The organism is Streptomyces sp. NPDC002076 (assembly GCF_053593835.1).
Window position 1 is genome coordinate 1 of the sequence record NZ_JBSFDI010000039.1, and the last position, 23,848, is coordinate 23,848.

Here is a 23,848-nt window from a genome sequence, read left to right on the forward strand (position 1 = left end):
TCATCCTCCCGAGCGGCGGCCACAACTTCAACACCTGGCGGCGGGAGATCCCCGCCACCCTCCAGTGGCTCAGCTCGCGACTGGTCGCCCACTGAGCCCCCGCACGACCGATGCCGCGTGAAGCCGGTGATGTGGCCGGGTTTTTACGGGGCGGGGGTCCGCGATTCGCCTACGCGCGGTAAGTTTCTGGCCATGCCACGTGGACGCCACCGCCATTCACCACCCCTGCATCGGTTGTTGCCTCCTTCGGCGATCGCCGGTGTCTCCGTCGTCTGCGCGCTGGGTCCCTGGGTGTTCTCCGAGGCCATGGTGCTGCGCGCGCTGGCCGGGGCCGCTGCGGCCACTGCGGTCGTGGGCGCGTTCGTGATGCGCCGCTGGGACATCCACGCGGGCAAGCAGGTCGCCGACCTCACACGCGCGCGTGCCGGTGACGAGTGGCGGTACGAGGAGCGGGTCGCCGAACTGGAGACCGACCTGGAGGAGTCGCGCGAGCTGCGCACCAAGCTGGAGCAGCGGCTGCGCGCCAAGCGCGCGGAGCTGGCCGGCCTGCGCAACGAGCACGCGGCCCTGCTGCGCCGGTACGCCACGGCGGAGACCGAGCGCGCCAGCGCCCTGGAGGGGCGCCGGCTGCTGGAGATCGAGGCGACCGTGCCCTCGCCCGCGCTGCCGCCCGCGCGCCGCGCCGAGCCGGACCTGGAGCCGGCCGAGGAGCCCGTGGAGGCGGCCGCTGAGGCCGCTGAGGCCGGGGACGAGCCGACGGCGTACGCGGTGTTCTCGCCCGAGGGCGCGCGGCTCTACCGGCAGGCCCTGACGGCCCTGGCCCGGTTCGACGGCGAGGCCGCGGACGACTCCGTGACGGACGCAGAGGCTTCCGTGGACACGGCCACGCGCGTGGCTTCCGAGGAGGCGGATTCCGGCGAGGCGGCTTCCGGGAACACCAAGGCGGCGGCTTCTGAAGCGGGTGCGCCCGACGCCGGCGAGGCCAGGGTCGACGCGGGCGCTGTTTTGGCGGGCAAGGCCGATGTCCGCAGGGCCGACGCGGGCAGGGCGGACTCCGCCGCGCGGGCGGAAGGCACTGCGGAAGGCGCCCGTGAGGACGCGGCGGAAGGCGTGACGGACGGCGCCGGTGCTTCCGCGAGCGAGGCCGGTGCGCCGGCCGCCCAGGAGGACGAGGCGCAGGGGAAGCCCGTGGCGGCCGACGGGCACGCGCGTGCGGCCGCCGCCCCGATGGCACCGGCCGAGGCCGCCAAGCCCGTGGGCCGGCCGCCCGCCGGGCACTTCACGGTGCCGACCGCGGTGGCCGTCGTACCGGCCGCGCCCGCGCGGCGCCCGGTGGTCGAGGGCGGTTTCGACTTCTTCGGCACCCAGAAGGACGCACCGAAGGCCGCGCTGGACTCCGTGCAGAACGAGGATCTCGCCGACGTCGTCGGCCCGGAGGCCCTCGCCGTGCACAAGGCCGAGGCCGAGGCCGAGTTCAAGCACGCCGGCGCTCAGTCGGACGGCGCCGGCCAGGTCATCGACCTGACCGCGCACGACGAGACCGAGCAGATCGACGTCCAGCGGCTGCGCAGCGCGGCTTCCTGACACGGCACCACGCATCAGGCGCTACCGGGCCCGGCTTCCCGCGAGGGGAGCCGGGCCTGATGTCATCCGGTCATCCAGCGGTCGGGGCGGGCGTCCCGGCGACCCGTACGCGACCGCTCCGCCTGGGCGCGCAGAAGCCGCGCGGCCTCCTGGGCGTCCCGCAGACCGGCCGTCACGGTCTTGTCGGCCCCGGTGTCCACGTGGACGTCGGCGAGCCGCCACAGACGCTGCCAGGGCCCCTGGCGCAGCCGCACGCTCTGCACCTTGGCATGCGGGACCAGCGACAGCCGGCGCCGCAAAAGACCGTGCCGGGTGGCGAACACCGCGCCGGTGACCGCGAGACGCCGGCCGCGCCACCACACCGGCACGCACCAGCGGGCCCGCCGCGGCGGCCGCGACAGCTCCTGAGGCACCGTCACACCCGGCAGCACGCACGCGACGACCGACTCGGCGATCGGGCGCGGAGCGACCGGTACCAGCACCGAGTTGGCGGATCCGGCCACGTCCAGTTCCACCCGCACCCAGCCGAGCCACCGCCACAGCAGCGGCTCCACGATCCGCACGGTCTGCACCCGGCCGGGCGGGACCGTCTCGTGCGTACGGTCGAGCAGCCCGCGGTCGATGCGCAGTCCGTCCGGTGACTCGCTCACCTTCCAGTCGAACTCGCCGGTGAACCGTCCCGCGCTGCTCGCGCCGGCCGCGCCGAACAGCGGCAGGGCGGTCGCGAGGACCGTCCACAGGTTGTGGGTGGTGAGCCACAGCACGGTCGGTACGACGAGCGCGGCGCACAACGAGCCCCAGGTGGCGCCCGTCAGCAGCAGGGAGAGCGCCAGCGCGCGCGGGGGCACGCGCAGCAGCTCGCGCGCCGGAGCCTCGCCGACTTCGCGCGCCGTCTCGGGTGCGAAACCCGCCGCGCGCGCCAGCAGCTCCGCGCGCAGGGCGCGCGCCTCCTGCTCGCCGAGGAAGGCCAGTTCGTCCTTGTCGTCGGCGCCGACGACGTCGATCCGGAGCTTGGCGACACCCGCCACGCGCGCGAGGAGGGGGCGGGAGACGTCCACGGCCTGGATGCGCTCCAGCCGGATGTGCGCGGCGCGCCGGAACAACAGGCCGGTACGGATGCGCAGTTCGGCGTCGGTGACCGCGTAGTGCGTGAACCACCAGGACAGGAAGCCGTACAGGCCGGCCACCGGCACCAGCACCGCGAGCCCCAGCAGCAGGGCGGTGGTGGTCAGCCGCGCCAGCTGCACCTGTGGCCCGTTCGGGTCGTGCACCGCCCATCCGGCGACCACGGCGACCGGCGCCCACGCCCGGCGGAACGGCGTGACGGGGTGCAGTCGGCGCTCGGTCACCGGCGCGGGCGCCGGTATCTCCTCGTCGTGGTCCGCAGTCCTCTCCTCGTCTTGGTCCGAGGTCACCTTCTCGCCGGGGTCCGGGGTCGTCACAGGCCCGCCGATCGCGCCTCGCCCAGCTCGGTGAGCCGGTCGCGCAGCCGTTCCGCCTCGGCCGGGTCCAGACCGGGGATGGTGGCATCGGTCGCGGCGGCCGCCGTGTGCAGTTGCACGGTCGCCAGCCCGAAGCGCCGCTCGACGGGCCCGGAGGTGACCTCCACCAGCTGCATCCGCCCGTACGGCACCACCGTCTCCTCGCGCCACAGGACACCTCGACTGATCAGCAGGTCGTCCGCGCGCTCGGCGTACCGCCACGAGTGCCAGTTGCGCCCCACCAGCCGCCAGCACCACGCGCCGCAGGCCACGGGCACCAGGGCGACGGCGGCCCACGCGGGCCCCACGAGCAGGCCCGGCAGCAACCCGGTGACGGCCGCGAGCACCGCCGCCCACACCACCACGAGCAGTCGGCGCACCCGCATCAGGGCGGGCTGCAGTCTCCGCCATTCCAGCTCGGCCCCCGGTGTCCCGGTCTCCTCCGGGCTCCCCGTTTCCATGGGGCCAGCGTACGTAGGGGAAACTGGGGCCATGACTCCTACGACGGAGACCACGGTCGGGATCGGCGGCGCCGCGGAAAGCACCGACATGGTGCTCAACATCGGGCCCCAGCACCCGTCCACGCACGGCGTGCTGCGGCTCAGGCTCGTGCTGGACGGGGAGCGCATCGTGCGCGCGGAGCCGGTGATCGGCTATATGCACCGCGGCGCCGAGAAGCTCTTCGAGGCGCGCGACTACCGCCAGATCATCGTGCTCGCCAACCGCCACGACTGGCTGTCGGCGTTCTCGAACGAGCTGGGCGTGGTCCTCGCCGTGGAGCGGATGCTCGGCATGGAGGTGCCCGAGCGGGCGGTGTGGACTCGCACGCTGCTCGCCGAGCTGAACCGGGTTCTGAACCACCTGATGTTCCTCGGCTCCTACCCGCTGGAGCTGGGCGGCATCACCCCGGTGTTCTATGCGTTCCGGGAGCGCGAGGTGCTCCAGAACGTCATGGAGGAGGTCTCCGGCGGGCGCATGCACTACATGTTCAACCGCGTCGGTGGCCTGAAGGAGGACCTGCCGGCCGGGTGGACCGCACGCGCGCGTGCCGCCGTCGCCGATGTGCGCTCGCGCATGGACGTCTTCGACGACCTGGTGCTCGGCAACGAGATCTTCCGGGGGCGCACGCGCGGCGTGGGCGCGATGACGCCGCAGACCGTGCACGCCTACGGCGTGAGCGGGCCCATCGCGCGCGCCTCGGGCGTCGACTTCGACCTGCGCCGCGACGAGCCGTACCTGGCGTACGGCGATCTCCAGGACACCCTGAAGGTCGTCACCCGGAGCGAGGGCGACTGCCTCGCCCGCTTCGAGGTGCTCCTGGACCAGACCCACAACGCGCTCGACCTCGCCGACGCCTGTCTGGACCGGCTCGCCGAGCTGCCGCCCGGGCCCATCAACCAGCGGCTGCCGAAGGTGCTGAAGGCGCCCGAGGGGCACACGTACGCGTGGACCGAGAATCCGCTCGGCATCAACGGCTACTACCTGGTCAGCAAGGGTGAGAAGACGCCGTACCGGCTGAAGCTGCGCTCTGCCTCGTACAACAACATCCAGGCGCTGACCGAGTTGCTGCCGGGGACGCTGGTGGCGGACATGGTGGCGATCCTGGGCTCGATGTTCTTCGTGGTCGGCGACATCGACAAGTAGGCCGACCGCAGGCAGCAGGCAGCAGGCTCAGGCGAGCGGGTCCGGAATTCCAACGGGCTGCACCAGCCAGCCGAAGTCACCGAGCCCGCCCGGGGCGGTGAGCTCGGCGGCCTCTCCGGCGCTCGCGAGGGCGCGCACATAGGCCGCGGGGTCCGTGGAGGCCAGCGCGAGCGGGGGGCGTGCGCCGGTGAGGTCCAGGGCGCGCAACGCGGCGCGCTGGGTGAGGAGGCGGGCGGGGGGCAGCGTGCGCGCCGTGTGGGAGGGTGCCCGCGACCTGTCGGTGGGCGTGCGCGCCGGACGTCGGGGCGTGCCCGAGGTTGCACGCGTGGTGTCGGGCGGTGTGTGCGCCGTATCGAGGGGCGTGCGCGGTGTGTCCGAGGGCGTGCGCGCCATGACCGCCGCCGCGCATGCGTCCAGGGCGACGTGCGCCGTGATGTCGCACGACCCGTCCGGCACGGGCGCCGTCTCGCGCCCTTCCCGAAAGCCGGTGAGCGTCCCGAACGGGGGGCGCGTGCCGACGGTGTGCGCGTAGTCCACGGCCACCGCGAGCCCGCGCACCACCCGGTCCACCGCCGACGCCCACGCCAGATCCCGGGGCAGCCCGATCTCCGCGCGCAGCCCCTCCTCGGCCGGCAACGGCCACCACCGGGCGAGCCAGTCCGCCTCCGCGCCGGTCGCCGGCTCCCCGAGCCGTTCGGTGCCGTCCTCGGCGACGAGCACCAGCCGGGGCACGCCCGCGGGGTCGACCTCGGCCACGTCCACGGGCACGTTGTCCAGCCACTCGTTGGCGAACAGCAGCCCCGTGACGGTGGCCGGGGGCGTGTCCAGCCAGGTGATCCGTTCGTCCAGCCCGGCCGGGCGGTCGGCGAGTTCGACGGCGTACCCACGCGCGCGTGCGGCCACATCGGCCGGCAGGGCGGCCAGCACCCCGGTGACCAGTTCGCCCCGCCCCGCGCCCATGTCGACGAAGTCCAGTACGGGGGGCCGGCCCAGTGCCTCGTCGACCCGGCACAGCAGCCGGGCCACGGCCTGCGCGAACAGCGAGGAGGCGTGTACGGACGTACGGAAGTGGCCGGCCGGGCCCTCCGGGCGGCGGTAGAAGCCGCCGGGCCCGTACAGCGCCGCCTCGGTCGCCGCACGCCAGCCGCGCCAGCGGCCCCCGCCGTCTCCGTCGCCGGGGCGCGGCCCCGATCCCCGTGCCGTCTCATCCGTCACCGGAACAGACTAGGCGCACAGATGATCACTTCCTCCACCTTGCGGAGTACGCGCCCCGGGCACGGATCGGCCCTCCGGTTGACCCCTGCATGCATCCGGTTTCCCTACTCTGGGTTACGTGCAGCGCCTCTACGACTTCCTCCGCCGCCACCCGACCTGGGTCGACACCTTCTGGGCCGTCGTCCTGTTCGGGCTGTCCGGTCTGAGCGTGGTCAATCTCCACGGGGTGCCCGGTCACCACATGACGCTCGCCGGGGGGATGGCCGTGTCCGCCGTCCTGTGCGTCGTCGTCGCGCTGCGCCGCCGTTTCCCGGAGCCGATGCTGCTCGTGGCCCTCGCGACGGGTCTGTCCCAGCTGGTGGTGGACGTCGAGACGACCGTCGCCGACTTCGCCATGCTGGTGATCACCTACACGGTGGCAACGGTCGGCGCGCGCTGGGCCTCCCGGCTCGCGCTCGCCGCCAGTCTCGTCGCGGCGCCCCTCGCGCAGATCCGCTGGCCGAACGAGCACACCAATTTTCTGGGGCAGATCGCGATAGTCGTCTTCCAGACGGTGCCCTTCGCGCTCGCCTGGGTGCTCGGTGACTCCATGCGCACCCGGCGTGCCTACTTCGCCCAGCTGGAGGAGCGCGCGGCCCGCCTGGAGAAGGAGCGCGAGGCGCAGTCGAAGGTCGCGGTCGCCGCCGAGCGCGCTCGTATCGCGCGCGAGCTGCACGATGTCGTGGCGCACAACGTGTCGGTGATGGTGGTGCAGGCCGACGGCGCCGCCTATGTCCTCGACGCCGCCCCCGACCAGGCCAAGAAGGCCCTGGAGACGATCTCCTCCACCGGCCGTCAGGCCCTCGCCGAGATGCGCCGTCTGCTGGGCGTGCTGCGCACCGGGGAGCACCAGGAGAGCGGGGAGTACGTCCCGCAGCCGGACGTCGGGCAGATCGACGAGCTGATCGAGCAGTGCCGCAGTTCCGGTCTCCCGGTCGACTTCAAGGTCGAGGGCACCCCGCGCCCGCTGCCGAGCGGCGTGGAGCTGACCGCGTACCGGATCGTGCAGGAGGCGCTCACCAACACCCGCAAGCACGGCGGGCCCAACGCGGGCGCCAGCGTCCGGCTGGTCTACTTCGACGACGGGCTCGGCCTGCTCGTCGAGGACGACGGCAAGGGCGCGCCGCACGAGCTGTACGAGGAGGGCGGCGCCGACGGCCAGGGGCACGGGCTGATCGGTATGCGCGAACGGGTCGGCATGGTAGGCGGCACCCTGGACGCGGGCCCGCGCCCGGGCGGAGGATTCCGCATCAGCGCCCTGCTCCCGCTCAAGCCGGCGCACTGACGCAGCCGTACGCCACGGTTGACACCTGTACCCCCTCGCCCTGAAGCCATCCCCACCGCCCCGAACGAAAGAGGCCCGATGACGATCCGTGTGATGCTCGTCGACGACCAGGTGCTGCTGCGCACCGGGTTCCGGATGGTGCTCGCCGCCCAGCCGGACATGGAGGTCGTGGCGGAGGCGGGCGACGGCGTCGAGGCCCTCCAGGTGCTGCGGTCCACGCCCGTCGACGTCGTCCTGATGGACGTCCGCATGCCCAAGCTGGACGGCGTGGAGGCCACCCGGCGGATCTGCGTGGAGCCCGATCCGCCCAAGGTGCTGATTCTGACCACCTTCGACCTGGACGAGTACGCCTTCTCCGGGCTGAAGGCGGGCGCCTCCGGCTTCATGCTCAAGGACGTGCCGCCGGGTGATCTGCTGGGTGCGATCCGGGCGGTGCACAGCGGTGACGCGGTCGTGGCGCCCTCCACCACCCGGCGCCTGCTGGACCGTTTCGCGCCGATGCTGCCGTCCACCGGCAAGGAGCCGCAGCACAGGGAGCTGGACCGGCTCACCGACCGCGAGCGCGAGGTGATGGTGCTGGTCGCGCAGGGCCTGTCCAACGGTGAGATCGCGGCCCGGCTGGTGCTGAGCGAGGCCACGGTGAAGACCCACGTGGGCCGCATCCTGACCAAGCTGGGCCTGCGCGACCGGGTGCAGGTCGTGGTGCTCGCCTACGAGACGGGTCTGGTACGCGCGGGCGGCCACGGCTGACACCCGGGCCTGCGGGCTGCCTCGGCGGTCACGGCTGGGGCGGGCTGTGGCGGCGGGCAGCGGCCCCAACGGTCCGAGACCCGGCTCAGCCGACTGCCTCCGCCGTCACGGCGGGGACGGCCTTTCCGGCTGCCCCGCGGTCACGGCTGAGAACCGGGCCCCCTTCCGGCTGCCTCGCGGCCACGGCTGACGCCCGCTGCGGCGCGCGGTGCGTCAGCGCAGGACGCCCTCGATGAAGTCGGTGCCCAGGCGGGCCACTGCCGCCAGGTCCAGTTGGTGCTGGACGTACCGGCCCCGGCGGCAGTTGGTGATCAGGCCCGCCTTCTTCAGCACCGCCAGGTGCCGGGATATCTCGGGCGCCGACATGCCGTGCGCGTCGGCCAGTTCGCTCGTGGTGTGCGGGGCGCGCGCCAGATGCCGGCACAGCCGCATCCGCACCGGGTGGGCCAGCGCCTCCATCCGGCGGGTGAGCTGCTCGACGGACGGGGCCTGCGGGCGGGAGACACTCGCCGGGTAGGTGATCGAGGGCTGCCAGCCGTACCGGTGCAGGACCATCACGTGCGGCCAGCCGAGGCTGGTCGGGACGAGGACCAGGCCGCCGTCACCGGTTGCGGTGCGGCCCACGAGGAGCTTGTCGACCGTGATGAGCGCGGCCTCCTCGTCCAGGGAGATGGCCCCGGAGAGGGCCGCGAGCGCTTCGCCCAGGCCCTTGCGGCGCAGCAGTTCGGTCTTGTGCCGGGCGTCGGCGGCGAGCTGGGGCTGCAGGCGGGCCCAGATGTCGGCGAAGAACGCCGCGTCGCAGTCGAGCATCAGCTCCCGGAACCAGGCGCGGACGGCCGGCGGATCATCCAGCAGCCGGCGCGTGAACCGCTCCTGCACAGCACCGCGGGCGGCGGCCAGTTCCAGGGAACGGCGGCGCAGCTCCAGGTCCTCCAGCGGGCCGGATTCCTGGACGTCGTAGCGCAGCTGGCAGGTGAACTCCAGGGCGGCGGTGACGAACTGGTCGTCTGTCAGCTTGTCCAGCTGGTCCAGTTCCTCGGCGAGGGTGGCGCCGGGGAGCGCGCGGCCGCCGGGAATGCCCGCGAACGGGGCGAACACGTCCGAGAACGTCGTACGCCACAGGAAGTCGGCCTCGCACAGGCGGTCGGCCAGGCGCGGGTCCAGCCGGGAGGAGACGGCGGTCGTCCAGCCCTGGAGGCCGGGGTGGTGGCCGGGCTCGCTGAGGGCGTGCAGGGCCATCCCCAGTTCCGCCAGCGGAGAGGGCACGACGGAGACCCGCTCCAGTGGCAGCCCGGTGATGTCGATGGTCACGCTCATGCCCTCCATCGTGCACCCGGCCACTGACAGCGCCGCCGCGGATCGACGGCGGCAGTCAATCCACGCGACGCCCGGGCCGAGGTCGGAGGCACCGGGGCGCGTGCGCGGCGCCCTGCGCCGGCTGCACCCGCGCGCCTTGCGATCACACCTTGGGCAGACGGGTCACGAAGTCGCCGACGGCCGCCCGTACGTCGTCCGCCGTCCACTCGAGGCCCGGCGAACGTACGGCGACCTCGGTGAAGGACAACCCCGGCCTGCTGCGGTCCCAGGGGTTGGCGAAGAGGAACGTCCCCGTCTCCTCGGCCTGGCGCACCGCCGCCTCCATGAGGACGTCCGAGTCGTACGGCAGCCAGACCTGGAAGTCGTGGGTGTGCGGTTCCTCGGGGTGCACGCGTACCCACGGGACCCCTGCCGCGGCGAAGCCCTCCCTCAGCGCGGCGGCGACCACGCGCGCGTGCCGGACGTAGTCAGGCAGCCGGGGCAGCTCGCGCTCCAGGCCGGCGAGGGCCGACAACGCGGTGGGGAACTGCTGGAAGACCATGCCGCCGTACCGGTGCCGCCATGTCTTCGCCTCCGCCACCAGCGTCTTCGGTCCCGCCAGCGCGGCGCCGCCGAAGCCGTCGAGGGACTTGTAGAACGACACGTAGACGCTGTCCGCCAGGCCCGCGATCTCCTCAAGGGGCCGGCCGAAGTGGACCGTGCACTCCCACAGGCGCGCGCCGTCGAAGTGCACCACCGCGTCGCGCTCCCGCGCGGCCTCGACGACCTCGGTGAGCTCCTCCCAGGTGGGCAGCACGAAACCGGCGTCCCGGAGGGGCAGCTCCAGCATCAACGCCCCGAAGGGCTCGTCGAAGTCGCGTATCTCGGCGGCGGTGGGCAGCCGGGGCTCGCTGGTCACGTGCACCGGACGCAACCCGCTGACCTGGCTGAACGCATGCCGTTCGTGCACCTCCGGGTGGGCCAGGGCGTGCAGGGCGACCGTTCGGTCGCCGGTGCGGCCCGCCCAGCAGCGCAACGCCACCTGCTGGGCCATCGTGCCGGTCGGGAAGAACGCGGCGGCCTCCGTGCCGAGCAGGGCCGCGACCCGTTCCTCCAGGTCCGCCATGATCCCGTTGCCGTAGATGTCCGTGTTCCGGTCCAGGTCGTACACCTCGGGTGCCGCTTCCTGGAGAGCTGCCAGCCGCTCCCGGATCGTGCGCTGGAAGCCCGGGCGCGACAGCACACGCTCCGCCTGCGCGAAGGCGGCCCGGCGCCGCTCCCGCATCCGTTCCCGTTCGGGCTGCTCCGTCTGCTGCTCGTCGCCCGTCTCCGCCGTACCAGTCATGTGCGGATCATGCCCTGAGAGGGGCCGTTCGGGCAGCCGGATTTCAGGCGCACGCACGCGTGGTGGCGCTCGGGGGCGTCGGGCGCGGCCGGAGCGCCGGTGGACACGCGACTGCGCGGCGTACACGTGGCGTAACCCACAGCCTGTGGACAACCAATCGGCTCCGGACCGAGATAGCGTTAACATGACGAGAAATCGTCCGGTACCCAGAGCGGACTGGAACGGGAAGGCCGCCGTCGCGTGAGTACAGTCCACCAGCAAGACCTCAAGGACCGCCCCGCGCGGCTCACCGTCGGCGTCGTGGGCGCCGGGCGGGTGGGCCCCGCGCTCGCCGCGTCCCTCCAGCTCGCCGGGCATCGCCCGGTGGCCGTCTCGGGCGTCTCCGACGCCTCCCGGCGGCGCGCCGAGACCATGCTCCCGGACGTGCCGCTGGTACCGCCCGCCGAGGTCCTCGAGCGCGCCGACCTGGTGCTGCTCACCGTCCCCGACGATGTCCTGCCCGGACTGGTCACCGGTCTCGCCGAGACCGGTGCGGTACGGCCCGGCCAGCTGCTCGTGCACACCTCCGGGCGGTACGGCGCGAGGGTCCTCGACCCCGCCCTGCGCGCGGGCGCGCTGCCGATGGCCCTGCACCCAGCGATGACCTTCACGGGCACTCCGGTGGACGTGCAGCGCCTGGCCGGCTGCTCCTTCGGCGTCACCGCGCCCGAGGAGCTGCGGCTGGCCGCCCAGGCCCTCGTCATCGAGATGGGCGGCGAGCCCGAGTGGATCAGTGAGCAGAACCGCCCGCTCTACCACGCGGCCCTCGCCCTCGGCGCCAACCACCTGGTGACCCTGGTCGCCCAGTCCATGGAGCTGCTGCGCACCGCGGGCGTCGAGGCGCCCGACCGGATGCTCGGCCCGCTGCTCGGCGCCGCCCTGGACAACGCCTTGCGCTCCGGCGACGCGGCGCTCACCGGGCCCGTCGCGCGCGGCGACGCCGGTACGGTCGCCGCCCACATCACCGAGCTGCGCAGGCACGCCCCGCAGACCGTCGCGGGCTATGTGGCGATGGCCCGCGCGACCGCGGACCGGGCGCTCGCGCACGGCCTGCTGAAGCCCGAACTCGCCGAGGACCTGCTCGGCGTGCTGGCCGACGGCGCCGGCGGAACGAGCGGCGCCGACGGCGGCAACGGCGGTGGCACGAACGGCACTCACGGCACCGAGGGGAACGACCGATGACCACCGCCCTGCTGAGCACCGCCGACGAACTCCACGCGCGCGTGCGCCGCGGCCGTCGCGCCGTCGTGATGACCATGGGTGCCCTGCACGACGGCCACGCCACCCTGATCCGCGCCGCGCGCCAGATCGCAGGACCGGACGGCGAGGTCGTCGTCACCGTCTTCGTCAACCCGCTGCAGTTCGGCGCGGGCGAGGACCTGGACCGCTACCCGCGTACCCTCGACGCCGACCTGAAGATCGCCGATCAGGCCGGTGCGGACGCGGTGTTCGCGCCCTCCGTGGACGAGGTCTACCCCGGCGGCGACCCCCAGGTACGGATCACCGCGGGCCCCATGGGCGAACGCCTGGAGGGCGCCTCGCGGCCCGGCCACTTCGACGGCATGCTCACCGTCGTCGCCAAGCTGCTCCACCTCACCCGTCCCGACGTGGCCCTCTACGGCCAGAAGGACGCCCAGCAGCTGGCCCTGATCCGGCGCATGGTGCGGGACCTGAACTTCGGCGTCGACATCGTCGCCGTACCGACCGTGCGGGAGGAGGACGGGCTCGCCCTGTCCAGCCGCAACCGCTACCTCTCGCCGGACGACCGCCGTACCGCGCTCGCGCTGTCCCGCGCGCTGTTCGCGGGCCGCGACCGGCACGCCGCGCAGGAGGCGTTGCGCGCGCGTGCCCGCGAAGTCCCCTCCACGCACGCGCGTGCCGAGGCGCTGAGCGCCCTCGGGGAGTCGCGCGCGGCCGCCGACGCGCACGCGGTCGCCACGGCGTCCCCCGGCGGTCCGGCAGCCGTCCGCGCGGCCGCCCGCCAGGTGCTGGACGAGGCCGCCCGGCTCGTCCCGCCGCTCGAACTGGACTACCTGGCGCTCGTCGACCCGTCCGACTTCACCGAGATCGGCGACGACTTCACCGGCGAGGCCGTCCTCGCCGTCGCCGCCCGGGTCGGCACGACCCGGCTGATCGACAACCTTCCCCTGACCTTTGGAGCCGCCTCGTGACCAGCACAGGCACCAGCACCGGCATACGACTGCACGCGCCCGCCCCCGGCTGGGCCATCTCCGCGGACGTGGTCGTCGTCGGCTCCGGCGTGGCAGGCCTGACCGCGGCCCTGCGCTGCGAGGCCGCGGGCCTGACGACGGTCGTCGTCACCAAGGCCCGCCTGGACGACGGCTCCACGCGCTGGGCGCAGGGCGGAATCGCCGCTGCCCTCGGCGAGGGCGACACGCCCGAGCAGCACCTGGACGACACCCTGGTGGCCGGCGCGGGCCTGTGCGACGAGGAGGCCGTACGGATCCTCGTCACCGAAGGCCCCGACGCGGTACGGCGCCTCATCGACACCGGCGCCATCTTCGACGAGTCCTCCGAAGGAGGACTGGCCCTCGCCCGCGAGGGCGGCCACCACCGGCGCCGGATCGCGCACGCGGGCGGCGACGCCACCGGCGCGGAGGTCTCCCGGGCGCTCGTCGAGGCCGTACGCGCGCGTGGGCTGCACACCATCGAGAACGCGCTCGTGCTGGATCTGCTGACCGACGCCGACGGCCGTACGGCGGGCGTCACGCTGCACGTGATGGGCGAGGGCCAGCACGACGGCGTGGGCGCCGTGCACGCGCCCGCGGTGGTGCTCGCGACCGGCGGCATGGGCCAGGTGTTCTCCGCGACCACCAACCCGTCGGTGTCGACCGGCGACGGCGTGGCGCTGGCGCTGCGCGCGGGCGCCGAGGTCAGCGACCTGGAGTTCGTGCAGTTCCACCCGACGGTGCTGTTCCTCGGCCCGGACGCCGAGGGCCAGCAGCCGCTGGTCTCCGAGGCAGTGCGCGGTGAGGGCGCCCACCTGGTCGACGCCGACGGGGTGCGCTTCATGGTCGGGCAGCACGAGCTGGCCGAGCTGGCGCCCCGGGACATCGTCGCCAAGGGCATCCTGCGGCGGATGCTGGAGCAGGGTGCCGAGCACATGTACCTCGACGCCCGGCACTTCGGGGCCGAGACGTGGGAGCACCGCTTCCCGACCATCCTGGCCGCCTGCCGCGCCAACGGCATCGACCCGGTCACCGAGCCCATCCCGATCGCCCCGGCCGCCCACTACGCCTCCGGAGGCGTCCGCACCGACGCCCGGGGCCGCACGACCGTGCCCGGCCTGTACGCGTGCGGCGAGGTCGCCTGCACCGGCGTGCACGGCGCCAACCGGCTCGCCTCCAACAGCCTCCTCGAAGGCCTCGTCTACGCCGAGCGGATCGCCGCCGACATCGCGGCGGCCCGCGCGGAGAACGGCCTCCACGCGCGCGTGCCCGTACCGGTCGAGCACCCCGAGACGCCCGCGCATCCGTTGCTCGCTCCCGAGACCCGGTTCGCCATCCAGCGGATCATGACCGAGGGCGCCGGCGTGCTGCGCTCCGAGGAGTCCCTCGCCAAGGCCGCCGAACAGCTGCAGCGGCTGCACACGGAGGCCCGCGACGCCCTCGAGGAGAACGGCAAGACCGCCGAGCCCGGCGTCGACACCTGGGAGGCCACCAACCTCCTGTGCGTCGGCCGCGTCCTGGTCGCCGCCGCCCGGCTGCGCGAGGAGACCCGCGGCTGCCACTGGCGCGAGGACCGCGCCGAGCGCGACGACACCCACTGGCGGCGGCACATCGTCGTACGGCTGAACCCCGACCGGTCGCTGGCCGTGCACACCACCGACACCGCAGACTTCCCCCCTACCCGGTAACACCCAGCGCCTCAGGAGCAGTGACAGACGTGAGCACCGACGACCTTCCCCTCGCCCCGACCGGCGGCTGCGGCGACGGCTGCGCCTGCGGCGCCGAGGGCGACGAGGAGTACCTGGAGAGCGGGCTCGACCCCGCGCTCGCCGAGCTGCTGGCCGCCGCCGGGCTCGACCCGATCGAGGTCGAGGACATCGCCAACGTCGCCATCCAGGAGGACCTGGACGGCGGTGTGGACGTGACGACCGTCTCGACCATCCCCGAGGACGCCACCGCCACCGGCGACTTCACCGCGCGCGAGGCGGGCGTCGTGGCGGGCCTCAGGGTCGCCGAGGCCGTGCTGTCCGTGGTCTGCACGGACGAGTTCGAGGTCGAGCGGCACGTCGAGGACGGCGACCGCGTCGAGGCCGGGCAGAAGCTGCTGTCGGTCACCACGCGCACGCGTGACCTGCTGACGGCCGAGCGCAGCGCGCTGAACATCCTGTGCCGGCTGTCCGGCATCGCGACAGCCACGCGCGCGTGGGCGGACGTGCTGGAGGGCACCAAGACCAAGGTCCGCGACACCCGCAAGACGACCCCGGGCCTGCGCTCGCTGGAGAAGTTCGCCGTCCGCTGCGGCGGCGGCGTCAACCACCGCATGTCGCTGTCCGACGCGGCCCTGGTGAAGGACAACCACGTGGTCGCCGCCGGTGGCGTCGCGCAGGCCTTCAAGGCCGTACGGGAGGCCTTCCCGGAGGTGCCGATCGAGGTCGAGGTGGACACCCTGCACCAGCTGCGCGAGGTCGTCGAGGCGGGCGCGGACCTGATCCTGCTGGACAACTTCACGCCCGACGAGTGCGCGGAGGCCGTCGGGATCGTCCGCGGCCGGGCCCTGCTGGAGGCCTCCGGCCGGCTCACGCTCGACATCGCGCGCGTGTACGCCGACACGGGCGTGGACTTCCTGGCCGTCGGCGCGCTCACCCACTCCGCGCCGATCCTGGACATCGGCCTCGACCTGCGCGAGGCGGAGTAACCGCGATGCTCCTCACGATCGACGTCGGCAACACGCACACCGTCCTCGGCCTGTTCGACGGCGAGGACATCGTCGAGCACTGGCGCATCTCCACGGACGCGCGCCGTACGGCGGACGAGCTGGCGGTGCTGCTCCAGGGCCTGATGGGCATGCACCCGTTGCTCGGCGAGGAGCTGGGCGACGGCATCGACGGCATCGCGATCTGCGCGACCGTCCCGTCGGTGCTGCACGAGCTGCGCGAGGTAACCCGGCGCTACTACGGCGACGTTCCCGCCGTGCTGGTCGAGCCGGGCGTGAAGACGGGCGTGCCGATCCTCACCGACAACCCCAAGGAAGTCGGCGCGGACCGGATCATCAACGCGGTCGCGGCCGTCGAGCTGTACGGCGGCCCGGCGATCGTCGTGGACTTCGGTACGGCGACGACCTTCGACGCGGTCTCCGCGCGCGGGGAGTACGTCGGCGGGGTCATCGCGCCCGGCATCGAGATCTCCGTGGAGGCGCTCGGCGTCAAGGGCGCCCAGCTGCGCAAGATCGAGGTGGCCAGGCCGCGCAGTGTGATCGGCAAGAACACGGTCGAGGCCATGCAGTCCGGCATCGTGTACGGCTTCGCGGGCCAGGTCGACGGGGTCGTCGGCCGGATGGCGCGGGAGCTCGCCGACGACCCGGACGACGTGCGGGTCATCGCCACGGGCGGGCTCGCGCCGATGGTGCTGGGGGAGTCCTCGGTGATCGACGAGCACCAGCCGTGGCTGACGCTGATCGGGCTGCGGCTGGTGTACGAGCGGAACGTGTCACGGCTGTGAGCTGACCGGCCGGTGAGGTTACCGGCGCCTGTGCGGGGAGCCGGTTTCCTCGCTCCACGCGCGTGTGCCATAGCCCCGGTCGAGGGAAACCGGGAGCGACACGCGGTGCAAAGATCATCCATATTCGTCACTTTTGTCCGATTAGCGGTAGCGTCGCCGCATGCCCACGCCATACGGATCCCGCGGCGGCATGGCGTTCGGCGTGGAGGAGCTGCGTGTGCTCCGCCGCGCCCTCGCCCTCGCCCTTCACCCCGGCCAAGCGTCCGCCGAGGACGTCCAGGACTGCTTCCGGCTCGCCGAGTCGCTCGACGAGGCGCTGCGCGAGGGGGCGAGACTGCGCGCTTTCCTGCTGGCCGACCTCGGCCGGTATCGGGCGGCGCTGCCGGGTGCCGCCGCCGGCTACCTGACCCTCCTGGAGGAGGTGCTGGGCGCCGGGCACCGGCCGACGCCGGACGATCTCGCGGCGCTCCGGGCGCTGCGCGGGAACCCGGCGGCGGCCGCGCTGCTGGACCGTTGCCAGGCGCTGGCCGAGCAGGACGTACGGGCCCGGTTCGCGCAGGGCGCGCGCAAGGTGCCGGCGCGCGCCGTGCCGCCCTCCCGCGCCCGCCTGCTGGCCCTTCCAGGCGGCGGAGGAACGTCCGGGGTGCCGCAGGCCCGGGAGGGTGCCGGAGAGCCGCAGAAGCCGGCTCAGAGGCCTCCGCAGAAGCCCGCGCCGAAACCCGCGCCGACGCCTGGGGAGCGGCCCGGTACGGAGCCGGCGGCGCCGAAGCGGCCCATTCCTACGCCGGGGGAGGTCTTCCCGCGCCGCAAGCCGGCGCCGCCGGCGAACCCGACCGAAACCCGCCAGCTGGCCGCCGGCTGAGCGACCTTGGCCTCTGCCTTCGGCCGGACCCGTCCCACTCGCATCCCCGTGCAGCTGTGGCGGTCGAGTGCGGGTGGGCAGCGTCGTCGGGTGCGGGTGGCCCTGGTGGGGCGGGCCCGCCGTCGGCGGCCGCCGGGTTGCGGTGGTGGCCCCCGTGGGCGATGAGCGCCATCGGCTTCTGAGGCGGCGGCGGGTGGGGCTGCAGATGGAGGCGCAGATGGGGAGGCGCAGGTGGGGAGGGGGCCTGGGGGGTTTGCGTACCCCGTACCTTTCGGGTGTCGGCGCGTGGCTACTCTGGTGGGCATGGACTACGTCTCCGCGCTCGTGCCCCCGGTCGTCATGGCCGTGTTCTTCATCGGTGTGGTCAGGGTGATCGTGAAGACCCAGGGCGGGGCCGCCAAGGCCAAGGAGGACGCGGCCGTCGACGCCGCCCTCGCGCGTGCGGAGGGTGTGCGCAAGACCTCCGCCGCCGGCGACGCCTGAGTCCGCCCGCCCGGCCCCGGCTCCGCGACTTCGAGCCTTGCGCCCTTTTTGTTCGCGTTCATGGGCTTAGTGCACGTCCGGCACGCCGATGCCGGGATCTCCCACTATTGTTCTGAGTTGTGCCTCGCCCATTGGGAGAACTCGAAGACGCGGTCATGACGCGGGTGTGGAAGTGGAACCGCCCGGTGACCGTTCGAGAAGTCCTGGAAGACCTCCAGCAGGAACGCTCCATCGCGTACACCACCGTGATGACCGTTTTGGACAATCTCCATCAGAAGGGCTGGGTGCGCCGCGAGGCGGAAGGCCGGGCCTATCGATATGAGGCCGTCTCGACGCGAGCCGCGTACGCCGCCGCCCTCATGAACGACGCCTGGTCGCAGAGCGACAACCCGGCAGCGGCTCTCGTCGCCTTCTTCGGGATGATGAGCGAGGAACAGCGCCAGGCCCTCCGGGACGCCGTACGCATCGTCCAGGGACCGGAAACCCCGGAGGCCCCGGAACCGCGGCAACAGGAAGCCGGGCGAGAAGAGGAGAACCCCGGCGCCGCACCGGACGCGGACGGGCGATAGCGTCCGCTCATGTCAGCAGAGCGCCCTGAAGTCTCCGCAAAAGCCATCACGGTCCGCCGCGCCCGGACCAGCGATGTGCCGGCCGTACGTCGCCTCCTCGACGCCTACGTCCGCGACCGCATCCTGCTCGACAAAGCCACCGTCACGCTTTACGAGGACATCCAGGAGTTCTGGGTCGCGGAACGCGACGACAACGCCGAGGTGGTCGGCTGCGGTGCGCTGCACGTCATGTGGGAGGACCTCGCGGAAGTCCGCACTCTCGCGGTGAAGCCCGGTCTCAAGGGCGCCGGCGTCGGCCATCAGTTGCTGGAGAAGTTGCTGCAGACCGCACGCTGGCTTGGCGTTCGCCGGGTTTTCTGCCTGACCTTCGAAGTGGACTTCTTCGGGAAGCACGGCTTCGTGGAGATCGGGGAGACGCCGGTCGACACCGATGTGTACGCGGAGCTCTTGCGTTCCTATGACGAGGGTGTCGCGGAGTTCCTGGGTCTCGAACGAGTGAAACCGAACACCTTGGGCAACAGCCGGATGCTTCTGCATCTGTGATCGTCATTGCCCCGGTGCCCTATGTCCGAAACGCGTATGTTTCCGGACGGAGGCGGTCCGTCGGTCCTCTACCGGTCCTCTCCCAGGGGTTTGTGTTTTTCCGGCAAAAGCGGTTTGCTTTCCGACGTACTGCAGTACTGCATATAACAGGGGCGGCGAAACGGCGGACGCCGCACACCCCTGGCCCTCAACGTTATCGATGAAAGGAAATCCGGTGGCACAGAAGGTTCAGGTCCTTCTTGTCGACGACCTCGACGGCGGCGAGGCGGACGAGACGGTGACGTTCGCGTTGGACGGCAAGACGTACGAGATCGATCTCACGACCGCCAATGCGGACAAGCTGCGCGGCCTTCTCGACCCCTACGTGAAGGGCGGTCGTCGTACCGGTGGCCGTGCGTCGGGCGGACGCGGAAAGGCGCGTGCCGCTTCCGGCGGCAACCAGGACACCGCGGCGATCCGCGCCTGGGCGAAGGAGAACGGTTACGAGGTCAACGACCGCGGTCGCGTTCCCGCGTCCATTCGCGAGGCCTACGAGAAGGCCAACGGCTGATCCCGCCGGCAGGCGGTCGGCAGTCCCGCGCGCGGGCGCCGCAGCCGGACCCGGTGACACTGTGCTGCCACCGTGTCCAGCAGTCGTACGAGATCGGGGGCGCCCTCTTCGCGCCCCATGGCCGGCAGCGCCGGCAGCGAGGCCTCGACCTCGCCTCCAGGCCCAGGGGGCCGCAGCCATAGGGCGGCCCCCTGCACGGACCCGGTCCACCCGGCCCCGTCGGACCCGGTCGCCGGTGGGACCGGTGCTTCCATCGCGTCGCCCACGCCCAGGACCCGCAGGTCGAGGGCCACGGCGCTCCACTCCAGCCAGTCCAGCAGCCCCGGCAGCTCCTCGGCGCTGCCCACGGCCACCAGCAACTGCATCCGGTCGCCCCGAAGGGCCACCGGAGAGCCCGGCGCGAGATGCCGGAGCGCCCCCGCGCCCGCCTCGGCCGGCACGTCCAGGACGTCGAACCGCACCCCGGTGACCAGCCGCAGCGGCCGTCCGGGCACTGTCGCCCAGCCCAGATCGTTCTCGTACCAGTGCCGGATCCGGATGTCCGGGCCGTGCGGAAGATCACTGGTGTCCGGTACGTCCGGATCCAGTGGGCGACGGGGAAGGGGGACTGTTGAGGCCGTGGGGGCCGAGCCAACCATGCCAAGTGCAACCGCCGAAGCACGCCGCGAGTTACGCTGAGTGGCAGATCAATTGCACTCGGTGCCGAAAGAGGGGGCGCGCGGGGGTGCGGGGAGGCGCAAGGTTGTTCGCCCATAGCGGAGGGAACCGGTGCGCGCCGCATGGAGTGTCAGTCCCAGCGGGTAAGACATGCCTAGTGGGAGGGGGCGACACGCAGGTCGGGCCGTCTCACGTTCGCCATCGGCGTACTGGCGATGGGGGTAACTGCCTGGCCTGCGGGAACATCGTCTCGCACCATCGGGTTGGAGCAGATGTCGGCGTTAGCGGGGTCAGGAGGCCATCGACGGTGTCGGCAGTTGGAATGAGCGGTCCCCGCTTGCGGGACTAAGCTGCGGAAGGACAGGGAGGGGAAGTTCCCCCCACTGCCTGACCGCTCTGAGGAGCGATTAACGATGTTCGAGAGGTTCACCGACCGCGCGCGGCGGGTTGTCGTCCTGGCTCAGGAAGAAGCCCGGATGCTCAACCACAACTACATCGGCACCGAGCACATCCTCCTGGGTCTCATCCACGAGGGCGAAGGTGTCGCCGCTAAGGCCCTGGAGAGCCTCGGCATTTCGCTTGAGGCGGTCCGCCAGCAGGTGGAGGAGATCATCGGTCAGGGCCAGCAGGCCCCGTCCGGCCACATCCCCTTCACCCCCCGTGCCAAGAAGGTCCTGGAGCTGTCGCTCCGTGAGGCTCTTCAGCTGGGCCACAACTACATCGGCACGGAGCACATCCTGCTCGGCCTGATCCGTGAGGGCGAGGGCGTCGCCGCCCAGGTCCTGGTCAAGCTGGGCGCAGATCTCAACCGGGTGCGGCAGCAGGTCATCCAGCTGCTCTCCGGTTACCAGGGCAAGGAGACCGCCGCCGCCGGCGGCCCGGCCGAGGGCACCCCCTCGACCTCTCTCGTCCTGGACCAGTTCGGCCGGAACCTCACCCAGGCCGCTCGTGAGTCCAAGCTCGACCCGGTCATCGGGCGCGAGAAGGAGATCGAGCGGGTCATGCAGGTGCTGTCCCGCCGTACCAAGAACAACCCGGTGCTGATCGGTGAGCCCGGCGTCGGCAAGACCGCCGTCGTCGAGGGCCTCGCCCAGGCCATCGTCAAGGGCGAGGTGCCCGAGACGCTGAAGGACAAGCACCTCTACACCCTGGACCTCGGCGCCCTGGTCGCCGGCTCCCGCTACCGCGGTGACTTCGAGGAGCGCCTGAAGAAGGTGCTCAAGGAGATCCGCACCCGCGGCGACATCATCCTGTTCATCGACGAGCTGCACACGCTGGTCGGTGCGGGTGCCGCCGAGGGCGCCATCGACGCGGCTTCCATCCTGAAGCCGATGCTGGCCCGCGGTGAGCTGCAGACCATCGGTGCGACCACGCTGGACGAGTACCGCAAGCACCTGGAGAAGGACGCGGCCCTGGAGCGCCGCTTCCAGCCCATCCAGGTCGCCGAGCCGTCCCTGCCGCACACGATCGAGATCCTCAAGGGTCTGCGCGACCGGTACGAGGCGCACCACCGCGTCTCCATCACCGACGAGGCCCTGGTCCAGGCGGCCACCCTGGCCGACCGGTACATCTCCGACCGCTTCCTGCCGGACAAGGCGATCGACCTGATCGACGAGGCCGGTTCCCGGATGCGCATCCGCCGGATGACCGCTCCGCCGGACCTGCGCGAGTTCGACGAGAAGATCGCCGCCGTCCGCCGGGACAAGGAGTCCGCGATCGACTCGCAGGACTTCGAGAAGGCCGCCTCCCTGCGCGACAAGGAGAAGCAGCTCCTGGCCGCCAAGGCCAAGCGGGAGAAGGAGTGGAAGGCCGGCGACATGGACGTCGTCGCCGAGGTCGACGGCGAGCTGATCGCCGAGGTCCTCGCCACGGCGACGGGCATCCCGGTGTTCAAGCTCACGGAGGAGGAGTCCTCCCGTCTGCTCCGCATGGAGGACGAGCTCCACAAGCGGGTCATCGGCCAGAACGACGCCGTCAAGGCGCTGTCGAAGGCGATCCGTCGTACGCGTGCCGGTCTGAAGGACCCCAAGCGTCCGGGCGGTTCGTTCATCTTCGCCGGCCCGTCCGGTGTCGGTAAGACCGAACTGTCCAAGGCGCTCGCCGAGTTCCTCTTCGGTGACGAGGACGCGCTGATCTCCCTCGACATGTCGGAGTTCAGCGAGAAGCACACGGTCTCGCGTCTCTTCGGTTCGCCCCCCGGCTACGTGGGCTACGAAGAGGGCGGTCAGCTGACGGAGAAGGTGCGCCGCAAGCCGTTCTCGGTGGTCCTCTTCGACGAGGTCGAGAAGGCCCACCCGGACATCTTCAACTCGCTGCTGCAGATCCTGGAGGACGGTCGTCTGACCGACTCCCAGGGCCGGGTCGTGGACTTCAAGAACACGGTCATCATCATGACGACCAACCTCGGCACCCGGGACATCTCCAAGGGCTTCAACCTCGGCTTCGCCGCCGCGGGTGACACGAAGACCAACTACGAGCGCATGAAGAACAAGGTGTCGGACGAGCTCAAGCAGCACTTCCGCCCCGAGTTCCTCAACCGCGTCGACGACGTCGTCGTCTTCCCGCAGCTGACGCAGTCGGACATCCTGCGGATCGTCGACCTGATGATCAGCAAGGTGGACGAGCGCCTGAAGGACCGGGACATGGGCATCGAGCTCTCCCAGTCCGCCAAGGAGCTGCTGGCCAAGAAGGGTTACGACCCGGTGCTGGGCGCGCGTCCGCTGCGCCGCACGATCCAGCGCGAGGTCGAGGACACGCTCTCGGAGAAGATCCTCTTCGGCGAGCTGCGTCCCGGTCACATCGTGGTCGTGGACACCGAGGGCGAGGGCGAGTCCCAGACCTTCACCTTCCGCGGTGAGGAGAAGTCGGCGCTGCCCGACGTCCCGCCGATCGAGCAGGCGGCCGGCGGTGCCGGTCCGAACCTGAGCAAGGAGGCGTAAGCCTCCGGCCCAGTGGGCGACGAAAGGGGCCGGTGCTGCACAGCACCGGCCCCTTGTCCATGCCTGCGAAAGCCGTGGCTTTACGACAACTGCCCGTTGTAGTCCGGCAGCTTGAAGGTCTTCTCGGCGTGGCCGCCGGACAGGTCGGTGGCGCTGTTGCCGATGTTCGCGATGATCGTGTAGCCCTTGTTCTCGATGTCGACGCGCTGGGCGGTCTTATAGGCGGCGACATCCTTGAACAGGTCGAACAGGCCGCGGACGTAGAGGCCGGAGACGTCGTAGCCGTCGTATTCGAGGTTGTACTCGGTGGGCAGGTAGATGATGCCCGGGCGGGCCGTGACGAAGAACAGCGAGACGCCGTGCTCCTGGGCGTACTTGGCGACGTTCAGGACGGGCTTGTTGGCCGGCTGCGGGTAGCTGAAGCCGAAGTCGGTCTCCAGCGTGGTGTTGTCGATGTCGAAGACGATCGCCTGCTTCTCGCCCGGCTCGGCGTCGGCGATCCGCTCCTTCAGGTACGGCAGGGCCTGGTCCATCACGGCCTGGCAGTCCTTCTGCCAGGTGGCGTAGTCGACCTTGGCGGTGGGGCTGCTCGCGGTTGCCGTGGCGTCCGCCGCGTGGGCCGGGACGGCCATGGCGGCCAGGGCGGCCACGGAGACGGCGGTTGCGGATATACGGCGCGCCCAGGGGCGACTGGTCATCGGTGGGGGTCCTCTCACGTCCGTACGCGTGCCGGAAATGGCAGGTGCATGATCTGTGGTGAGGATGGCGCAAGGGGAACCGTAGGGTTACTGAACGGTAGGTGACCGGAGGTGTGCGTCACATTTCCGTGATCGCCGGTTGAGATTGCCGGTGATATACGACACGGGCGACATATCCCTTA

The 23,848-nt window shown here is 71.9% G+C and carries 22 protein-coding genes; 15 read left to right on the forward strand and 7 right to left on the reverse strand.

All coding sequences use genetic code 11. The features are described from left to right. Positions 1 to 192: 192 nt before the first annotated feature. Entirely contained in the window at positions 193 to 1,584 is a 1,392-nt protein-coding gene (locus ACWCQS_RS43475) for a hypothetical protein (RefSeq protein WP_451009647.1), read from the forward strand. 62 nt (positions 1,585 to 1,646) lie between these two features. Here ACWCQS_RS43475 and ACWCQS_RS43480 read toward each other — a convergent pair whose 3' ends face one another. After that, the gene (locus tag ACWCQS_RS43480) at positions 1,647 to 2,951 is read right to left on the reverse strand and encodes a PH domain-containing protein (RefSeq protein WP_451009684.1); all 1,305 of its coding nucleotides are present in this window, start codon (positions 2,949 to 2,951) and stop codon (positions 1,647 to 1,649) included. Between the two features lie 71 nt (positions 2,952 to 3,022). Continuing rightward, entirely contained in the window at positions 3,023 to 3,526 is a 504-nt protein-coding gene (locus ACWCQS_RS43485; RefSeq protein WP_451009648.1) for a PH domain-containing protein, read from the reverse strand. Between the two features lie 31 nt (positions 3,527 to 3,557). On the opposite strand from ACWCQS_RS43485, the gene ACWCQS_RS43490 reads away from it, so the two are divergent. Then, a complete protein-coding gene (locus ACWCQS_RS43490; RefSeq protein WP_388636238.1) occupies positions 3,558 to 4,709 on the forward strand; it encodes an NADH-quinone oxidoreductase subunit D in 1,152 nt (383 codons plus the stop codon). A 27-nt stretch (positions 4,710 to 4,736) separates the two neighbouring features. On the opposite strand, the gene ACWCQS_RS43495 is transcribed toward ACWCQS_RS43490, so the two are convergent. Beyond that, positions 4,737 to 5,924 (reverse strand): SAM-dependent methyltransferase, encoded by a 1,188-nt coding sequence (locus tag ACWCQS_RS43495; RefSeq protein WP_451009649.1) that lies wholly within the window; start codon positions 5,922 to 5,924, stop codon positions 4,737 to 4,739. A 118-nt stretch (positions 5,925 to 6,042) separates the two neighbouring features. Here ACWCQS_RS43495 and ACWCQS_RS43500 point away from each other — a divergent pair, with 118 nt between their 5' ends. Then, the gene (locus ACWCQS_RS43500; RefSeq protein WP_451009650.1) at positions 6,043 to 7,248 is read left to right on the forward strand and encodes a sensor histidine kinase; all 1,206 of its coding nucleotides are present in this window, start codon (positions 6,043 to 6,045) and stop codon (positions 7,246 to 7,248) included. A 78-nt stretch (positions 7,249 to 7,326) separates the two neighbouring features. After that, positions 7,327 to 7,998, forward strand: coding sequence for a response regulator transcription factor (locus ACWCQS_RS43505; protein ID WP_451009651.1), 672 nt, complete (start codon positions 7,327 to 7,329; stop codon positions 7,996 to 7,998). 213 nt (positions 7,999 to 8,211) lie between these two features. Here the strand turns inward: ACWCQS_RS43505 and ACWCQS_RS43510 are convergent, their stop codons facing one another. Next, positions 8,212 to 9,315: a DUF5937 family protein gene (locus tag ACWCQS_RS43510; protein WP_451009652.1), complete on the reverse strand. Its 1,104-nt coding sequence runs from the start codon at positions 9,313 to 9,315 to the stop codon at positions 8,212 to 8,214. A 142-nt stretch (positions 9,316 to 9,457) separates the two neighbouring features. After that, on the reverse strand, positions 9,458 to 10,639 hold the full coding sequence (locus ACWCQS_RS43515; RefSeq protein ID WP_451009653.1) for a threonine aldolase family protein: 1,182 nt from the start codon (positions 10,637 to 10,639) through the stop codon (positions 9,458 to 9,460). A gap of 240 nt (positions 10,640 to 10,879) precedes the next feature. Between ACWCQS_RS43515 and ACWCQS_RS43520 the strand changes: the two genes are divergently transcribed. The 10 genes from ACWCQS_RS43520 (at position 10,880) to ACWCQS_RS43565 (ending at position 19,372) form a co-directional block, all read left to right on the forward strand. Next, positions 10,880 to 11,860 carry a Rossmann-like and DUF2520 domain-containing protein gene (locus tag ACWCQS_RS43520; protein ID WP_451009654.1) on the forward strand — a complete coding sequence of 327 codons (981 nt, stop codon included), beginning with the start codon at positions 10,880 to 10,882 and terminating at the stop codon, positions 11,858 to 11,860. Next, positions 11,857 to 12,849: a pantoate--beta-alanine ligase gene (panC, locus tag ACWCQS_RS43525; RefSeq protein WP_451009655.1), complete on the forward strand. Its 993-nt coding sequence runs from the start codon at positions 11,857 to 11,859 to the stop codon at positions 12,847 to 12,849. The genes ACWCQS_RS43520 and panC overlap by 4 nt, the downstream gene beginning before the upstream one ends. Then, positions 12,846 to 14,555, forward strand: coding sequence for an L-aspartate oxidase (locus ACWCQS_RS43530; protein ID WP_451009656.1), 1,710 nt, complete (start codon positions 12,846 to 12,848; stop codon positions 14,553 to 14,555). Before panC ends, ACWCQS_RS43530 begins: the two co-directional genes overlap by 4 nt. A 29-nt stretch (positions 14,556 to 14,584) precedes the next feature. Continuing rightward, positions 14,585 to 15,562 (forward strand): carboxylating nicotinate-nucleotide diphosphorylase, encoded by a 978-nt coding sequence (gene nadC / locus ACWCQS_RS43535; protein ID WP_451009657.1) that lies wholly within the window; start codon positions 14,585 to 14,587, stop codon positions 15,560 to 15,562. A gap of 5 nt (positions 15,563 to 15,567) precedes the next feature. Then, positions 15,568 to 16,365 carry a type III pantothenate kinase gene (locus ACWCQS_RS43540; RefSeq protein ID WP_153540962.1) on the forward strand — a complete coding sequence of 266 codons (798 nt, stop codon included), beginning with the start codon at positions 15,568 to 15,570 and terminating at the stop codon, positions 16,363 to 16,365. 190 nt (positions 16,366 to 16,555) lie between these two features. Beyond that, a complete protein-coding gene (locus tag ACWCQS_RS43545) occupies positions 16,556 to 17,227 on the forward strand; it encodes a hypothetical protein (RefSeq protein ID WP_451009685.1) in 672 nt (223 codons plus the stop codon). Between the two features lie 303 nt (positions 17,228 to 17,530). Further along, positions 17,531 to 17,710: a hypothetical protein gene (locus ACWCQS_RS43550; protein WP_388636309.1), complete on the forward strand. Its 180-nt coding sequence runs from the start codon at positions 17,531 to 17,533 to the stop codon at positions 17,708 to 17,710. Positions 17,711 to 17,865: 155 nt separating this feature from the next. After that, on the forward strand, positions 17,866 to 18,279 hold the full coding sequence (locus tag ACWCQS_RS43555) for a BlaI/MecI/CopY family transcriptional regulator (protein WP_451009658.1): 414 nt from the start codon (positions 17,866 to 17,868) through the stop codon (positions 18,277 to 18,279). A 9-nt stretch (positions 18,280 to 18,288) separates the two neighbouring features. Continuing rightward, positions 18,289 to 18,822 (forward strand): amino-acid N-acetyltransferase, encoded by a 534-nt coding sequence (locus ACWCQS_RS43560; protein WP_030651520.1) that lies wholly within the window; start codon positions 18,289 to 18,291, stop codon positions 18,820 to 18,822. A gap of 214 nt (positions 18,823 to 19,036) precedes the next feature. Further along, positions 19,037 to 19,372, forward strand: coding sequence for a histone-like nucleoid-structuring protein Lsr2 (locus ACWCQS_RS43565; RefSeq protein ID WP_030751806.1), 336 nt, complete (start codon positions 19,037 to 19,039; stop codon positions 19,370 to 19,372). On the opposite strand, the gene ACWCQS_RS43570 is transcribed toward ACWCQS_RS43565, so the two are convergent. Continuing rightward, positions 19,351 to 20,010, reverse strand: coding sequence for an SCO3374 family protein (locus tag ACWCQS_RS43570; protein WP_451009659.1), 660 nt, complete (start codon positions 20,008 to 20,010; stop codon positions 19,351 to 19,353). The two genes, ACWCQS_RS43565 and ACWCQS_RS43570, sit on opposite strands and share 22 nt — an antisense overlap. Before the next feature lie 432 nt (positions 20,011 to 20,442). Here ACWCQS_RS43570 and ACWCQS_RS43575 point away from each other — a divergent pair, with 432 nt between their 5' ends. Beyond that, positions 20,443 to 22,968 carry an ATP-dependent Clp protease ATP-binding subunit gene (locus ACWCQS_RS43575; RefSeq protein ID WP_351550636.1) on the forward strand — a complete coding sequence of 842 codons (2,526 nt, stop codon included), beginning with the start codon at positions 20,443 to 20,445 and terminating at the stop codon, positions 22,966 to 22,968. 80 nt (positions 22,969 to 23,048) lie between these two features. Here the strand turns inward: ACWCQS_RS43575 and ACWCQS_RS43580 are convergent, their stop codons facing one another. Beyond that, positions 23,049 to 23,666: an HAD family acid phosphatase gene (locus ACWCQS_RS43580; protein ID WP_451009660.1), complete on the reverse strand. Its 618-nt coding sequence runs from the start codon at positions 23,664 to 23,666 to the stop codon at positions 23,049 to 23,051. Positions 23,667 to 23,848: the final 182 nt, after the last annotated feature.

Excerpts from the sequence above, each read along its gene's own strand:
- ACWCQS_RS43570 (WP_451009659.1), bottom strand. The coding sequence starts at position 20,010 with ATGGTTGGCTCGGCCCCCACGGCCTCAACAGTCCCCCTTCCCCGTCGC.
- ACWCQS_RS43485 (WP_451009648.1), bottom strand. The coding sequence starts at position 3,526 with ATGGAAACGGGGAGCCCGGAGGAGACCGGGACACCGGGGGCCGAGCTG.
- ACWCQS_RS43550 (WP_388636309.1), top strand. The coding sequence starts at position 17,531 with ATGGACTACGTCTCCGCGCTCGTGCCCCCGGTCGTCATGGCCGTGTTC.
- ACWCQS_RS43560 (WP_030651520.1), top strand. The coding sequence starts at position 18,289 with ATGTCAGCAGAGCGCCCTGAAGTCTCCGCAAAAGCCATCACGGTCCGC.
- ACWCQS_RS43505 (WP_451009651.1), top strand. The coding sequence starts at position 7,327 with ATGACGATCCGTGTGATGCTCGTCGACGACCAGGTGCTGCTGCGCACC.
- ACWCQS_RS43540 (WP_153540962.1), top strand. The coding sequence starts at position 15,568 with ATGCTCCTCACGATCGACGTCGGCAACACGCACACCGTCCTCGGCCTG.
- ACWCQS_RS43490 (WP_388636238.1), top strand. The coding sequence starts at position 3,558 with ATGACTCCTACGACGGAGACCACGGTCGGGATCGGCGGCGCCGCGGAA.
- panC (WP_451009655.1), top strand. The coding sequence starts at position 11,857 with ATGACCACCGCCCTGCTGAGCACCGCCGACGAACTCCACGCGCGCGTG.
- ACWCQS_RS43555 (WP_451009658.1), top strand. The coding sequence starts at position 17,866 with ATGACGCGGGTGTGGAAGTGGAACCGCCCGGTGACCGTTCGAGAAGTC.
- ACWCQS_RS43515 (WP_451009653.1), bottom strand. The coding sequence starts at position 10,639 with ATGACTGGTACGGCGGAGACGGGCGACGAGCAGCAGACGGAGCAGCCC.
- ACWCQS_RS43545 (WP_451009685.1), top strand. The coding sequence starts at position 16,556 with ATGGCGTTCGGCGTGGAGGAGCTGCGTGTGCTCCGCCGCGCCCTCGCC.
- ACWCQS_RS43510 (WP_451009652.1), bottom strand. The coding sequence starts at position 9,315 with ATGAGCGTGACCATCGACATCACCGGGCTGCCACTGGAGCGGGTCTCC.
- ACWCQS_RS43475 (WP_451009647.1), top strand. The coding sequence starts at position 193 with ATGCCACGTGGACGCCACCGCCATTCACCACCCCTGCATCGGTTGTTG.
- ACWCQS_RS43580 (WP_451009660.1), bottom strand. The coding sequence starts at position 23,666 with ATGACCAGTCGCCCCTGGGCGCGCCGTATATCCGCAACCGCCGTCTCC.
- ACWCQS_RS43575 (WP_351550636.1), top strand. The coding sequence starts at position 20,443 with ATGTTCGAGAGGTTCACCGACCGCGCGCGGCGGGTTGTCGTCCTGGCT.